At 71.8% G+C, this 12363-nt stretch carries 11 protein-coding genes; 6 read left to right on the top strand and 5 right to left on the bottom strand.

The genetic code is table 11. The features are described 5' to 3' along the window. The first annotated feature begins 30 nt into the window (after window positions 1-30). Entirely contained in the window at window positions 31-636 is a 606-nt protein-coding gene (locus tag AB0310_RS12040) for a zinc-binding alcohol dehydrogenase (protein ID WP_187663095.1), read from the top strand. Here AB0310_RS12040 and AB0310_RS12035 read toward each other — a convergent pair. Together AB0310_RS12035 and AB0310_RS12030 are read right to left on the bottom strand one after the other, a co-directional pair. Beyond that, window positions 633-962 carry a potassium transporter Trk gene (locus tag AB0310_RS12035; protein WP_187663094.1) on the bottom strand — a complete coding sequence of 110 codons (330 nt, stop codon included), beginning with the start codon at window positions 960-962 and terminating at the stop codon, window positions 633-635. The genes AB0310_RS12040 and AB0310_RS12035 overlap by 4 nt on opposite strands. 95 nt (window positions 963-1057) lie before the next feature. After that, window positions 1058-4402: an HtaA domain-containing protein gene (locus tag AB0310_RS12030; protein WP_366237330.1), complete on the bottom strand. Its 3345-nt coding sequence runs from the start codon at window positions 4400-4402 to the stop codon at window positions 1058-1060. Window positions 4403-4591: 189 nt separating this feature from the next. On the opposite strand from AB0310_RS12030, the gene AB0310_RS12025 reads away from it, so the two are divergent. Genes AB0310_RS12025 through AB0310_RS12015 form a run of 3 tightly spaced genes read left to right on the top strand, consistent with a single transcriptional unit; the run spans window position 4592 to window position 7538 of the window. Next, entirely contained in the window at window positions 4592-5698 is a 1107-nt protein-coding gene (locus tag AB0310_RS12025) for a heme/hemin ABC transporter substrate-binding protein (protein WP_292793309.1), read from the top strand. Next, the gene (locus tag AB0310_RS12020) at window positions 5695-6768 is read left to right on the top strand and encodes a FecCD family ABC transporter permease (protein ID WP_268777708.1); all 1074 of its coding nucleotides are present in this window, start codon (window positions 5695-5697) and stop codon (window positions 6766-6768) included. The genes AB0310_RS12025 and AB0310_RS12020 overlap by 4 nt, the downstream gene beginning before the upstream one ends. Further along, window positions 6765-7538, top strand: coding sequence for a heme ABC transporter ATP-binding protein (locus AB0310_RS12015; RefSeq protein WP_363444926.1), 774 nt, complete (start codon window positions 6765-6767; stop codon window positions 7536-7538). The genes AB0310_RS12020 and AB0310_RS12015 overlap by 4 nt, the downstream gene beginning before the upstream one ends. Here AB0310_RS12015 and AB0310_RS12010 read toward each other — a convergent pair. After that, window positions 7535-7903: a sterol carrier family protein gene (locus tag AB0310_RS12010; protein WP_187663089.1), complete on the bottom strand. Its 369-nt coding sequence runs from the start codon at window positions 7901-7903 to the stop codon at window positions 7535-7537. The two genes, AB0310_RS12015 and AB0310_RS12010, sit on opposite strands and share 4 nt — an antisense overlap. Window positions 7904-7952: 49 nt before the next feature. Here AB0310_RS12010 and AB0310_RS12005 point away from each other — a divergent pair, with 49 nt between their 5' ends. Together AB0310_RS12005 and purD are read left to right on the top strand one after the other, a co-directional pair. Beyond that, on the top strand, window positions 7953-8627 hold the full coding sequence (locus AB0310_RS12005) for an NUDIX hydrolase (RefSeq protein WP_259952902.1): 675 nt from the start codon (window positions 7953-7955) through the stop codon (window positions 8625-8627). 147 nt (window positions 8628-8774) lie between these two features. Continuing rightward, a complete protein-coding gene (gene purD / locus AB0310_RS12000; protein WP_259952904.1) occupies window positions 8775-10052 on the top strand; it encodes a phosphoribosylamine--glycine ligase in 1278 nt (425 codons plus the stop codon). Between the two features lie 70 nt (window positions 10053-10122). On the opposite strand, the gene AB0310_RS11995 is transcribed toward purD, so the two are convergent. Both AB0310_RS11995 and AB0310_RS11990 read right to left on the bottom strand, forming a co-directional pair. After that, window positions 10123-10851 carry an amino acid ABC transporter ATP-binding protein gene (locus AB0310_RS11995; RefSeq protein WP_366237329.1) on the bottom strand — a complete coding sequence of 243 codons (729 nt, stop codon included), beginning with the start codon at window positions 10849-10851 and terminating at the stop codon, window positions 10123-10125. Continuing rightward, the gene (locus tag AB0310_RS11990) at window positions 10848-12332 is read right to left on the bottom strand and encodes an amino acid ABC transporter substrate-binding protein/permease (RefSeq protein ID WP_144881453.1); all 1485 of its coding nucleotides are present in this window, start codon (window positions 12330-12332) and stop codon (window positions 10848-10850) included. Before AB0310_RS11990 ends, AB0310_RS11995 begins: the two co-directional genes overlap by 4 nt. Between the last annotated feature and the right edge of the window lie 31 nt (window positions 12333-12363).

Raw genomic sequence — 12363 nt, 5'->3', positions numbered from 1 at the left:
CGCGCTGCTGCACCCGCCTACGATGGGGCCATGGCCGACAAGCCGCAGTGGCTCATCCGCGAAGACGCGAGCGTCCCCGTGCTCGTCGCGCTCGCCCTGCGCCAGCTGCTGGGCATCCGGGCACCCCTGGATCTGCCGTCCCTCCGCGACCTGTCAGTCCGCGCACCCGACGCGGTGGACGCCCCGCCCGAGGTCGAGGCGCAGTGGCAGGGCTACTGGGACATGACCGTGGAGCCGCGGGCTCATCACTCGGGCGTCCCGCTGGAGTTGATCGACGGTTTCGACACGCTGGTGGCCCTCCCGGCGACCGGCGCCGAGGCGCTCTCGTCGGCGATCCGACCGCATGCCGGCACCGCGCTCCGCTATGCCACCGCCGCACACGACCGGTACGTGGGGTCGATGAAGAGCCACACCGGCGGGGACGCCTACCGGGCGTACGCGAGCGCGATCGCCGAGTTCGAGCGCGACATCGGGCGCCGTGCGCACTCCTTCGAGCTCAACGTGCAGGTGCTGCCTCTGTCGCAGCGCGGGATCTGGTGGATCGGCGACCTCACGGTCGCGGTGACGGACGGGCTCCGCCGGGACGTCGTGGCGTTCGACTCCGCGATCCGCCCCGTGATCGCCGAGCTCGCCTAGTCGCGGTCCGTGGTGCCGTCGTCGACGACGGTCTCCCGGTCGACGGTCACGACGCGGTCGTGGCGGCGGGCGAGACGCTCGAGCACCAGACCGGCCACGCCGCCGAGCGCGAGACCGATCGGCACGGTCCAGAGCAGGAGGAAGCCGAAGACCTGACCGGGCGGATAGACGACGTCGAGCGCCTGCGACTGCTCGAAGCTGCCGACCATCGTGAGGATGCCGGCGGCGATGACGCCCAGCACGACCCCGATGCCCATGAGCACGCCGTACCGCGGCACGCGGCGCACGGTCGCTTCGACGGTCTGATGGGTGTCGTGGGAGGGCATGCCTCCATTGTCCCACCCTCCGCAGCCGTGCGCAGCCGCATGCGAGACCGCCCTCCCCGGATGACCGGGGAGGGCGGTTCCGCTAGCCGCCGGTCTCAGACCTCGGTCGTCGTCTCGGCCGGCTCCCCCCTCCGGGTGCGACGCACGATCAGCACCCCGCCCGTCGCGGCGAGCGCGACGACGACCAGACCGCCCACGATCCAGGGCCACACCGGGGCCTCGTCCGAGGCGACCGGCGCGCTGATCGCGGTCACCGCCGCATCGGCTTCGGCCTCCGGCTCGGACTCCTCCTCCGCAGGAGCGCCGCACGCATCGTCGACCGGGATCACGGCGGAGACCGGGTCGAGCCCCTCGCCCGCCTGATACGTGCCGAACGCGGAGGCACCGGCCGCGGTCAGTGTCGTGGGTACGTCGTCGAGGGTCAGCGCACCGTCGGTGACGGCGGCGTCCGTGAGGGCGAACTCCGCGAGACGCACCCCCTGCTGCGCCACGGCCTCTCCGTCCTGGGTGGTCCCGGTGACATCGAAGACGAGGTACCCGGTGTCGCCCGCGAGCTCGACCCGCGCGTTCGCCAGCGTCGTGTTCAGCGCCCCGTCGTGGCCCGTGAAGGCGATGCTGCCGCCGTACGTGACCAGCCCCGCGCGCGCCTCGTCGTCCAGCGAACCGGTGCCGCTCGACCACACGAAGGCGGGATACTCGTACGTCACGTCGGTCAGCGTCCAGCCACCCCGCGCGATGCCCTCGATGTAGGTCCGGAACGACTCCTTGTAGCCCCAGTGCAGGGTCGCTCCCTCCACCGTGCACACCCCGAGCTCCGTGGTCGCTCTGGCGAGGGTGAACGAGAGGCCGCGATCGACGGAGCCCTGGAAGGTGAGCGTGTGGTCGCCGTCCGCGAGCGTCGCCGGGAGGGAACCCGACCACGTCGCGACACCCGACGCATCCGCCGTCACGGTGCCGAGCAGCACCGGAGTCGAGTACACGACCACCGTGATGCCCTTTTCGTTCGCACGGAACCCGGAGGCGGAGACCGTGGCCGGCTTCCCGGCGGCGAGCGCGGCGAGGTTCTCCTCGTCGACCTCGATGCCGGTGGACGTCGGCGCGGTCGCCGGGAGCGTGGCCTTCGGCGCGACCGCGGCCGCCGCGACCGTTCCCGTCGTGCCCGAGGGCGCGGCGGCGACGGAGCCGATCGTGAACGAGACGGGGTTGAGCGTGGTGCCGTATCCCGAGAGGACGCGGTCGCGCCCGGCGTCCGTGAGGGCGGCGGGTGCCGCCGTGTAGGTGACGGCGCCGCCGGCCGCCGTGCGGACCGCGCGGGAGAGGTCGAGAGTCGCGAACGGCACCTGCGCACCCCCGCTCGTCACGAACAGCGTGGCGGAGGACGCCGAGGTGATCCGGATCATCGGATCGGCGACGGTGACGTCGAGCACCCCGTGGTGGCCGGTGAAGCGCACCGCGCCGCGGTAGACCACGCTGCCTCGCCCGGACGTCGCGTCGAAATCGCCGCCGACGGTCTGCCCGAACTGGAACTGACCGCCGGATCGGGTGGCGCCACCGGATACGGCGATCGCACCCTGGGCGATCGGGCCGGTGATGTAGTTCGTGAACGAGGACGAGATGGCCCAGCGCAGCGACCCGCCGGGGACGGTCGCAGCCGGCTTCGTCGGCGTCACCGGGGGTTTCGGCGTGACCGGGGGCTTCGGCTCGGTCGGCTTCTCGCCGAGCAGTGCGCGCCACTGCGCATCGGTGATCGTGATCGCGCCTCGCGCGTGGATGGTGTCGGCGGTCGGCATCGTGTGCTGCCGCCACACGATCACCTCGTACGTCTTCGACCGGTCGAGGTCCTTCGCCGCCGCGTTCAGGTCGACCGCGAAGGCTCCGAAGCCGATGTTCCGGACGTACTGCATGGCGAGGAAGCCGCCGCCGGCCGTCACGTCAGCCTCGGTCCCCGTCTCGATGAGCGCCACGTAGGCGCCGGTGACCGCGCCGAGGTCGGCGGCGGTGACCTTCACCGTGAGCCCGTCCGCGGCCGAGGCTCCCGTGACGGCGGCGGTGACCGACGGCCCGGGGGACGGCAGCAGGGCGTTCCACTGCGCGTCGGTGACGGTGACGGTGGAGCGCGCGTAGATCGTGTTCGCATTCGGCATGGTGTGCTGCTGCCAGACGATCACCTCATAGGCCTTCGACCGGTCCAGCGCTGTCGCCGCAGCGGTCAGGTCGACGCTGAAGCCGCCACCGGTGATGCCGCGCACGTACTGCATCGCGAGGAAGCCGCCTCCGGCCGTGACGTCGGCCTCCGTGCCCTTCTCGATCAGTGCCGCGTAGGCGCCCGAGACGGCGCCGAGCTTCGTCGCCGCTGCCGTGACCGTGAGGCCGTCATCGGCCGTCGCCGCCTTCACGGTGGTCGTGAGCCCCGAGGCGACGCGGTAGTCCAGAGCGACGCGGCGCTCCTGGTCGGCGTTGACGACGCCGCCTGCCGGGTAGGTGTACACGCCGTAGGAGCCGGGCGTCGCCGGAGTGTCCTTCAGCGTGAGCGTGACCTGGAACGAGCCCTCGGGGGTGATGTCCACCCACTGTGCGCGGATCGCGCCCTGGTACTGCGCCGGGACCTGGGTCAGCACGCCTTCGGCGAGCGCCCAGGCCTGTGCACCGACCGAACGCGCCGAGGACGGCGCCCCCTGCGAGGGCTGCCACGTCGCGGCGAAGTTGCCGAAGACCACATAGGTGCCCTGGGGCAGGTTCGACGGGATCGGGACGCCGCGCCCGCCGACGTTCGCGGTCGGGTCGTATCCGGTGCCCTTGACGACGATCTCGTCACCCGCCTGGAGGCGAGCACCCGCAGCGGGCGTGGTGCCGTCGGCGAGGAACACGTCGATGGCGGCTTCGGCGGGCGCCGGCTCGGTCTCGCCCGGGGCCGTCTCCCCCGGCTCCGTCTCGCCCGGCTCCATCTCGCCCGGAGTCGTCTCCCCCGGCTCCGTCTCGCCCGGCTCGACGGGCGTCGTTCCGAAGACCGTGTCCCACTGCGCAGGCGTCACCGTGACGTCGCCGCGGCCGTAGATCGTGGCGGCTGTCGGCGCGGAGTGCTGCTGCCAGACGAGCACCTCGTACGTCTTCGTGCGGTCCAGAGACGCGACGGGCGCCTGCAGCGTGAAGGAGGCGGCCCCCTGCTGCACGCTCGGGAAGGGCAGCGCGAACGCGGCGTAGCCACCACCGGCGGAGACGCCGCTCTCGGTGCCCGACACGATCAGTGCGGCATAGACGCCCGTCACGTCCGGCAGACCCTCGGCCCGCACCTGCACGGTGACGCCGGTGGTGTCGGCGGACGACACCGTCGCGGCGACGGTCGCCGCGGCAGCGTGCGCCGGCGGGCTGGCCATCCCCCCGGCGGCGACGAGGACGAAGGAGACGAGGGCGGCGAGCACGACACGCAGGCGTGTGCTCACTGAGGGGGTATGTGCTGTGGCGTTCACGGTTCTCCGCGGCCCGCGGGGCGCGATCGATCGTGCGCTCCCGGCGGTACCGCACGGCAGTCGGGCGAAGTGGACTTTGGTTAGGCTTGGCTAAGCAAGCCGCCGATCCCGAGCGTAGAGGGGCGTCGGCGAGGACGTCAAGTTTTAGGATAGCCTTGCCTAATGCGACGCGCCTCTGCCCTGCTCCTCGCCGCCGCGCTGGCTCTCGGACTGGCCGCCTGTGCCGGACCGGATTCCGACCCCGCGTCGACACCTCCCGTCGACGCGGCGTGCCCGCAGGCGTCGACTCCTCTCGCCGATCTCGACCTGGTCGCCGATGTGCGCGCGGCCACGGGTCCCTCGACCGCGTGCCTCGCGAGTCACGCGGTCGTCCCCGTCGATGACGACACCGCCCCGGCGCTCCCGGTGGCCGTGACCGACAGCGAAGGCCGCGAGGTCGAGATCACGGACGTCGATCGCATCCTCCCGATCGACATCTCCGGCACGATCGCCGCCACCGTGTTCGCGCTCGGGCTCGGCGATCAGGTCGTCGGGCGCGACGCGTCCACGCAGTTCCCCGGCACCGAGGACCTTCCGGTCGTCACCAAGACCGGGCACACGCTCAACCCGGAGGCGATCCTCGAACTGGCCCCGACCGTCGTGCTCACCGACACCACGATCGGCCCGAAGGAGGTCCGCCAGCAGCTGCGGGACGCCGGAATCGCGGTCGTCGTCATCTCCAGCGACCGACGGATCGACACCACCGACGCGCTCGTGACGGAGATCGCCACGGCCCTCGGCGTCCCGACGCGCGGTGCGGCGCTCATCGCCCGCCTCGACGCCGAGCTCGACGCCGCCATCGCGGAGATCGCCGCCGTCACCCCGCCCGCCGAGGCGGACAGGGCCCGCATGCTGTTCCTGTACGTGCGCGGGAGCGCCAACGTGTACTACATCTTCGGCGAGGACTCGGGGGCGGACTCCCTCATCGACGCGGTCGGCGGGGTCGACGTCGCCGAGGAGATCGGCTGGGAGGGCATGAAGCCGATGACCGCGGAAGCGCTCGTCGCCGCGCAGCCCGACGTGCTCGTGATGATGACGGACGGGTTGGAATCGGTCGGCGGCGTCGACGGACTCATCGAACGCATCCCCGCCATCGCCGAGACCCCGGCGGGCGCACATCGCCGGGTGATCGACATGGCGGACGCCGAGATCCTCAGCTTCGGCCCCCGGTCGGCCGACGTGATCAGCGCCCTCGCGCGCGCCCTGTACGCGCCGGAACCCGCCTCGTGACCGGCGAGGTCGTCACCCCGACGCCGACCCGGCATCGGGGACTGCGCTTCGCGGCGGTCGTCGTGGCCCTCGTCGTGGCCCTCCTCGTCACCTGCGTCGCGTCGATCACGAGCGGGCAGTACGACCTGTCGCCGACCGCGCTCGTCGGCGTCCTCCTGCGCGGTCTCGGCATCGACACCACGGGGGCTGCGGCTGCGGCGACCGACGACGGCGTGATCTTCAACCTCCGCCTCCCGCGGCTGGTCCTCGGCCTGCTCGTCGGCGCCGCGCTCGCGGTCTCCGGCGTGCTCATGCAGGCCATCTTCGGCAATCCGCTCGCCGACGCGGGCGTCGTCGGCGTCTCGTCCGGCGCGGCGCTCGGAGCGGCGGCGAGCATCACGTTCGGCCTGGCCACCTTCGGCATGTGGACCACGCCCGCCTTCGCCTTCCTCGGCGGCCTCGTGGCCGTCTTTTCGGTGTACCTGCTGAGCCGCTCCGGCGGCCGCACCGAAGTGGTCACCCTGCTGCTCACCGGCATCGCGATCAACGCCATCGCCGGCGCCGGCATGGCCTTCCTCACCTTCCTCGGCACGACCTCGACGCGCGAGCAGATCGTGTTCTGGCAGCTCGGCTCGCTGAACGGCGCGCTCTGGTCGAACATCCAGCTCGTCGCGCCGCTCGTGGCGATCGGGATCGTCGTCGCCCTGATCGTGGCGCCGGGCCTGGACCTCTTCGCCCTCGGCGAGCGCACCGCCCGGCATCTCGGCGTCCCGGTCGAGCTGCTGCGGATGGTCGTCATCGTCACCGTGGCGCTGCTCGTCTGCGCGGCGGTGGCCTTCGCGGGGATCATCGGCTTCGCCGGACTCGTCGTCCCCCACCTCATGCGCATGCTGATCGGCCCGGCGCACCTGCCGCTCGTGATCGCCTCCGCCCTCGGCGGCGCCCTCCTCATCGCGGTCGCCGACCTCGTGGCCCGCACCGCGGTGCCGCTCGCGGACCTCCCGATCGGCATGATCACCTCGCTCGTGGGCGGCCCGTTCTTCCTCTGGCTCCTCGTGCGGACGCGGCGGCGGTCGGGAGGGTGGGCGTGAGCCTCCGGCTGCAGGGCCGCGGGCTCACGGTGCGCGTCGGGGACGGACGCGCCATCCTCGCCGACGCGGCCATCGACATCCACGCCGGGGAGGTGCATGCCCTCGTCGGGCCGAACGGCGCGGGCAAGTCCACCCTGTTCGGCGTGCTCTCCGGCGACATCGCTCCGGTCTCGGGCACCGTCCTCCTCGACGGCCGTCCGGTGGCGGCGACCCGCCCCCGCGACCTCGCCCGGCACCGGGCCGTGCTGCTGCAGGAGAACACCGTCACCTTCCCCTTCACGGTCGAGCAGGTCGTGCGGATGGGACGCACCCCGTGGGCGCGGACCCCGGCCGCCGCCGAGGACGACAGCGCCGTGGCCACGGCGATGGCGACGACCGAGGTCGCGGCGCTGCGGGAGCGGTCCGTCCCCTCGCTCTCCGGCGGTGAGCGCGCGCGGGTGGCGCTCGCCCGCGTGCTCGCCCAGAGCACCGGGATCCTGCTGCTCGACGAGCCCACGGCGGCGCTGGACCTCAAGCATCACGAAGACGTGATGCGCGTGGTCCGCACCCAGGCGGAGGCCGGGGTCGCGGTCGCGATCGTGCTGCACGATCTGAACGCCGCGCTCGCGCATGCCGACCGCGTCACCCTGCTCGCCGACGGGCGGGTCGCCGCCACCGGCACGCCGGACGAGGTCCTCACGGCCGCGCGGATCGAGGAGGTCTACGGGCAGCCCGTCGACGTCTTCCCGCACCCGCGCACCGGGGTGCCGCTCGTCGTCGCCCGCCGCTAGGGACGCAATGGGAGCACGCCGGTGAGGTCAGCGCGCGTGCCCGAGGCGTGGATGCGCCCGGCCGTCGCGGCGTCCGCCCACGGTTCGGCGCCGGTGGCGACCGCGATCCAGGTGGCCGCGTCCATCTCCACGACGTTCGGCGGCGTGCCGCGCGTGTGCCGCGGCCCCTGGATCACCTGCACGGCTCCGAACGGCGGGACCCGCACCTCGACGCTGTTGCCAGGGGCCTTCTCGTCGAGCAGCTGCAGCAGGTAGCGCACCGCGGTCGCGAGTTCCGCACGCGCCGGCTTCGTCCCCGCGGCTTCCGCGTCGCGAACGGCACCGAGCGCCGCGCGCCCGTCGACGATGTCGATCTTCCTGGCCATCCCCCCACCCTAGATCCGCCGCCCCGGACCGGGTCATAAGCTCGAGGACATGAGCATGCATCCGCAGGGCGCCCGGGCCGAGCTGCTCGCCGCCGCGGCCGACCACTCCTGGAGCGTGCCGATCCCTCCGCTCGCGGACCCGGGCGGCGCCCACGACGCCTCCGTGCTCATCCTCTTCGGCGTCCTCGACCACATCCCCGCACCGACCGTGGACGCGGCGGTCGCACGCGATCTCGACGTCCTGCTGCAGCGTCGCGCTCCGACGCTCTCCTCGCATCCGGGCCAGGTCTCCTTCCCCGGCGGACGCGCCGAAGCGGCCGACGCCGACGCGGTCGCCACGGCGCTGCGGGAGGCCGAGGAGGAGACCGGCCTCGACCCTGCCGGCGTGGAGGTGCTCGCGACGCTCCCCGTCATCCCCCTCGCTGCCAGCAACCACCTCGTCACCCCCGTGCTCGCCTGGTGGCAGTCGCCGTCCCGCGTCGTCGCCGTCGACCACGCGGAGACCGTCGAGGTGTTCCGCGTCCCCGTCGCCCAGCTCCTCGACCCGGCGACCCGTTTCACCTCGACCCTGTCCCGTGCCGGCCGCACGTTCCGCGGACCCGCCTTCGACGTGGACGGCACGATCGTGTGGGGCTTCACCGCCATGGTTCTCGACGCGCTGTTCGACGCGACCGGCTGGACCGTGCCCTGGGATACCGCGGACGAGCGCCCGATCGTGCTCTGACCCTCCCGACCTCCGTGCACAGCTCAGGAGAACCGCGGCGGATCGGTCCGGATATGCCGTCGGATCCCGGCTGCCGCGCCGATCGTCCTGAGTTGTGAACGCGGGACCGGCCGAAACCCCGCGCACGTGCCTCGATAGGCTGGACGCGTGAAGATCCTCGTCCTCGGTTCCGGTGCCCGTGAGCACGCGATCATCCTGGCGCTGCGCGCCGAGTCCACCGCGCACGAGATCCTCGTCGCCCCCGGCAACGCCGGCATCGCGCAGGACGCGACCCCCGTCGCCCTCGACCCGCTGGACGGCGCCGCGGTCACGGCCTTCGCGAACGAGCACGCGATCGACCTCGTCGTCATCGGCCCGGAGGCTCCGCTCGTGGCAGGCGTCGCGGACGAGCTCCGCGGCCGCGGCATCCCCGTCTTCGGACCCGGCAAGGCCGCCGCGCAGCTCGAGGGCTCCAAGGCCTTCGCCAAGCGCGTCATGGACGCCGCCGGTGTGCCGACCGGCCGCGCGGTCCGCGCTGCCACGGTCGCCGACGTCGAAGCCGCGTTCGAGGAGCTCGGCGCCCCGCACGTGGTCAAGGCCGATGGACTCGCCGCGGGCAAGGGGGTCATCGTCACCTCCGACCGCGCCGAGGCCCTGGCCCACGCGGAGCAGTACCTCCCGGCCGGCCCCGTCCTGGTCGAGGAGTTCCTGTCCGGCCCCGAGGTCTCGCTGTTCTTCCTCAGCGACGGCGACACGGTACGCGCCCTCAGCCCGGCACAGGACTTCAAGCGTGCCCTCGACGGCGACGCCGGCCCCAACACCGGAGGCATGGGAGCGTACTCCCCGCTGCCCTGGCTCGCGGAGCAGTTCGGCAGCGAGCAGGCGTTCGTCGAGGAGGTCACCCGCGACGTCGCGCTCCCGGTCGTCCGACAGCTCGATGCCGAGGGGACCCCGTTCATCGGGCTCCTCTACGCCGGCCTCATCCTCACCCCGCAGGGCGTGCGCGTGATCGAGTTCAACGCGCGCTTCGGCGACCCGGAGACCCAGGTCGTGCTGCCGCGGCTGGAGACCCCGCTGTCCCAGCTCCTCTTCGCCGCCGCGTCCGGCACGCTCGAGGACCAGCCGGAGCCCGTGTTCCGCGATGAGGTCGCGATCACCGTGGTCCTGGCGAGCGAGGGATATCCCGAGGCGCCGCAGACCGGGCGTCCGATCGAGGGCCTGACCGACGCCGCCGCGGTCGAGGGCGTCCGTCTGGTGCACGCTGCGACCGCCAGCCCCGACGCACCCGGGGGCTCGCTCATCGCGACGGGCGGCCGTGTGCTGAACGTCGTCGCTGTGGCCCCGGACTTCCGCACCGCCCGCGCCCGCGCCTACGACGCCATCGGCCGCATCCGCCTCGAGGGCTCCCACCACCGCACCGACATCGCTGCCCGCGTCGCCCGCTGACCCGCTTCACGTAGCGAATGGCTGCATCCCGAGCGGAAATGCAGCCATTCAAACGATTCGAAGGTCGGGGTCAGAGCACCTTGGACAGGAAGTCCTGGAGGCGTTCGTTCTTCGGGGCGCCGAACAGGTCGGCGGGGGTGCCCTCCTCGACCACGACGCCGCCGTCCATGAAGACCGTGCGGTCGGACACCTCGCGCGCGAAGCCCATCTCGTGGGTCACGAGCACCATGGTCATGCCGCCCTCGGCAAGATCGCGGATGACCTGCAGCACCTCGCCGACCATTTCCGGGTCGAGGGCACTGGTGGCCTCGTCGAACAGCATGATCTCCGGGTCCATCGCGAGCGCACGGGCGATGGCCACGCGCTGCTTCTGACCGCCGGAGAGCGACGCGGGCTTCGCGTCCGCCTTCTCCGACAGGCCGACGCGCTCGAGCAGCGAGCGGGCGCGGTCGCGGGCCTCGGCCTTCGTCATGCGGCCCAGCTCGACCGGGGCGAGCGTGATGTTCTCCAGCACGGTCATGTGCGGGAACAGGTTGAAGTGCTGGAACACCATGCCGATGTGCTGCCGCACCTCGTCCAGCTTCACGCTCTTGTCGGTGAGGTCGACACCGTCGATGATCACGTGCCCCGACGTCGGCTCCTCGAGCTTGTTGAGGCAGCGCAGCAGCGTCGACTTGCCCGAGCCGGACGGGCCGATCACCGCGATGACCTCGCCGTCCTCGACCGTGAGATCGATGCCTTTGAGCACCTCGTTGTCGCCGAAGGACTTGTGCAGGTCCCTGACCTCGATCTTGCTCATGCGTTGGCCTTCCTCTCCAGGCGGTTCGCGAGCAGCGTCAGCAGCGTGATCACGACGAAGTAGATGATGGCGACGATCGTCAGCACCTGCGCCGAGAGATACGTCGAGGCGATGATCTGTCGCGAGACGAACGTCAGCTCGGCGAGACCGATGACGCTGATGAGCGAGGTGTCCTTCAGAGTGATGATGCCCTGGTTCACGAACGACGGGATCATGATCCGGAACGCCTGCGGCAGCACGACCTTGCGCATCGTCTTCCAGTGGCTGAGGCCGAGCGAGCGCGACGCCTCCGCCTGACCGGGGTCGACGGCCTGGATGCCGCCGCGGATGATCTCCGTCATGTACGCACCGGTGTTCAGCGACAGGGTGATCGCACCGGCCACGAACGGGTCGAACTTGAGGTCCGGAATGAGCTGCGGAATGGCGAAGAACACGAAGAACGCCTGGATCAGGATCGGGGTCCCGCGGAAGACGTAGACGTAGGCGGTCGCGATCCAGCGGAACGGCGCGAACTTCGACAGGCGCCCGAAGCCGAAGATGATCCCGAGGATGAAGGCTGCGATCACCGCGACGATCGTGGCGAGGATCGTGAGCCACAGACCCTGCATCAGGGCCGGCCAGTACTTCACCGCGACCGAGATGATGTCGGTGGGCTGCGCCTCCTGCGCGTCGTCACCCGTCGCGAGGTAGGTGTCCACGATCTCGTCGTACGCGCCGGAGTCCTGCAGGTTGGCGAGGCCGGCGTTGAACATCTCCAGGAGCTCGGCGTTCTCGCCCTTGTTCACCGCGAAGCCGTACTCGCCACCGAGCGCCGGCTCGCCGACGAGGCGGAAGCCGGACCCCTGCTGGATGCCGTAGGCGAGCACGGGGAAGTCCTCGAAGTAGCCGACGGCCTGACCCGCCTTGACCGCGTCGACCATGTCGGTCGTGTCCTGATAGGGCGTGATGCGGAAGCCGTACTCGTCGGCGTTCTCCTCGGCGAAGGTCTGCCCCTGGGTGCCGGTCTTCACCGCGACGGTCTTGCCGTCGAGGTCGTCGAGGGACTCGATGTCGCTGGACTCGAGCACGCCCAGCTGCACGCCGCTCGTGAAGTACGGGTCGCTGAAGTCGAAGGTCTGCTGGCGCTCCTCGGTGATCGACATCCCGGCCATGACGGCATCGACCTGGTTCGACTGCAGCGCCTGCACCGCGGCGTCGAAACCGAGCTGGCGGATCTCCACGTCGAAGCCCTGGTCCTCCGCGATCGCGCGCAGGAGATCCATGTCGATGCCGACAAGGTCGCCGGACTCGTTCGTGAACTCGAACGGCGCGAAGGTCGTGTCGGTGCCGATGACGTAGGTCTCGCCGTCGTCGGCCGCGGTGGCGGGCGCGGCTCCGGCGAGCAGCGCCCCGGCGGCGACGAGCGCGGCGAGAGCGGTCGCGCCGGCGGTGCGGCCGAACCGCCGCAGACGGCTCGGCGGAGAGGATGGATGGCGGCTCACGTCGAGTGCTCCTCGGGGGTTCGGAAGGGCG

Origin of the sequence: Microbacterium meiriae, assembly GCF_040702565.1 — a bacterium.
Lineage (GTDB): Bacteria > Actinomycetota > Actinomycetes > Actinomycetales > Microbacteriaceae > Microbacterium > Microbacterium meiriae.
This window is presented reverse-complemented; position numbering and strand designations above follow the sequence as displayed.

Excerpts from the sequence above, each read along its gene's own strand:
- AB0310_RS12035 (WP_187663094.1), bottom strand. The coding sequence starts at position 962 with ATGCCCTCCCACGACACCCATCAGACCGTCGAAGCGACCGTGCGCCGC.
- AB0310_RS12040 (WP_187663095.1), top strand. The coding sequence starts at position 31 with ATGGCCGACAAGCCGCAGTGGCTCATCCGCGAAGACGCGAGCGTCCCC.
- AB0310_RS12010 (WP_187663089.1), bottom strand. The coding sequence starts at position 7,903 with ATGGCCAGGAAGATCGACATCGTCGACGGGCGCGCGGCGCTCGGTGCC.
- AB0310_RS12025 (WP_292793309.1), top strand. The coding sequence starts at position 4,592 with ATGCGACGCGCCTCTGCCCTGCTCCTCGCCGCCGCGCTGGCTCTCGGA.
- AB0310_RS12005 (WP_259952902.1), top strand. The coding sequence starts at position 7,953 with ATGAGCATGCATCCGCAGGGCGCCCGGGCCGAGCTGCTCGCCGCCGCG.
- AB0310_RS11995 (WP_366237329.1), bottom strand. The coding sequence starts at position 10,851 with ATGAGCAAGATCGAGGTCAGGGACCTGCACAAGTCCTTCGGCGACAAC.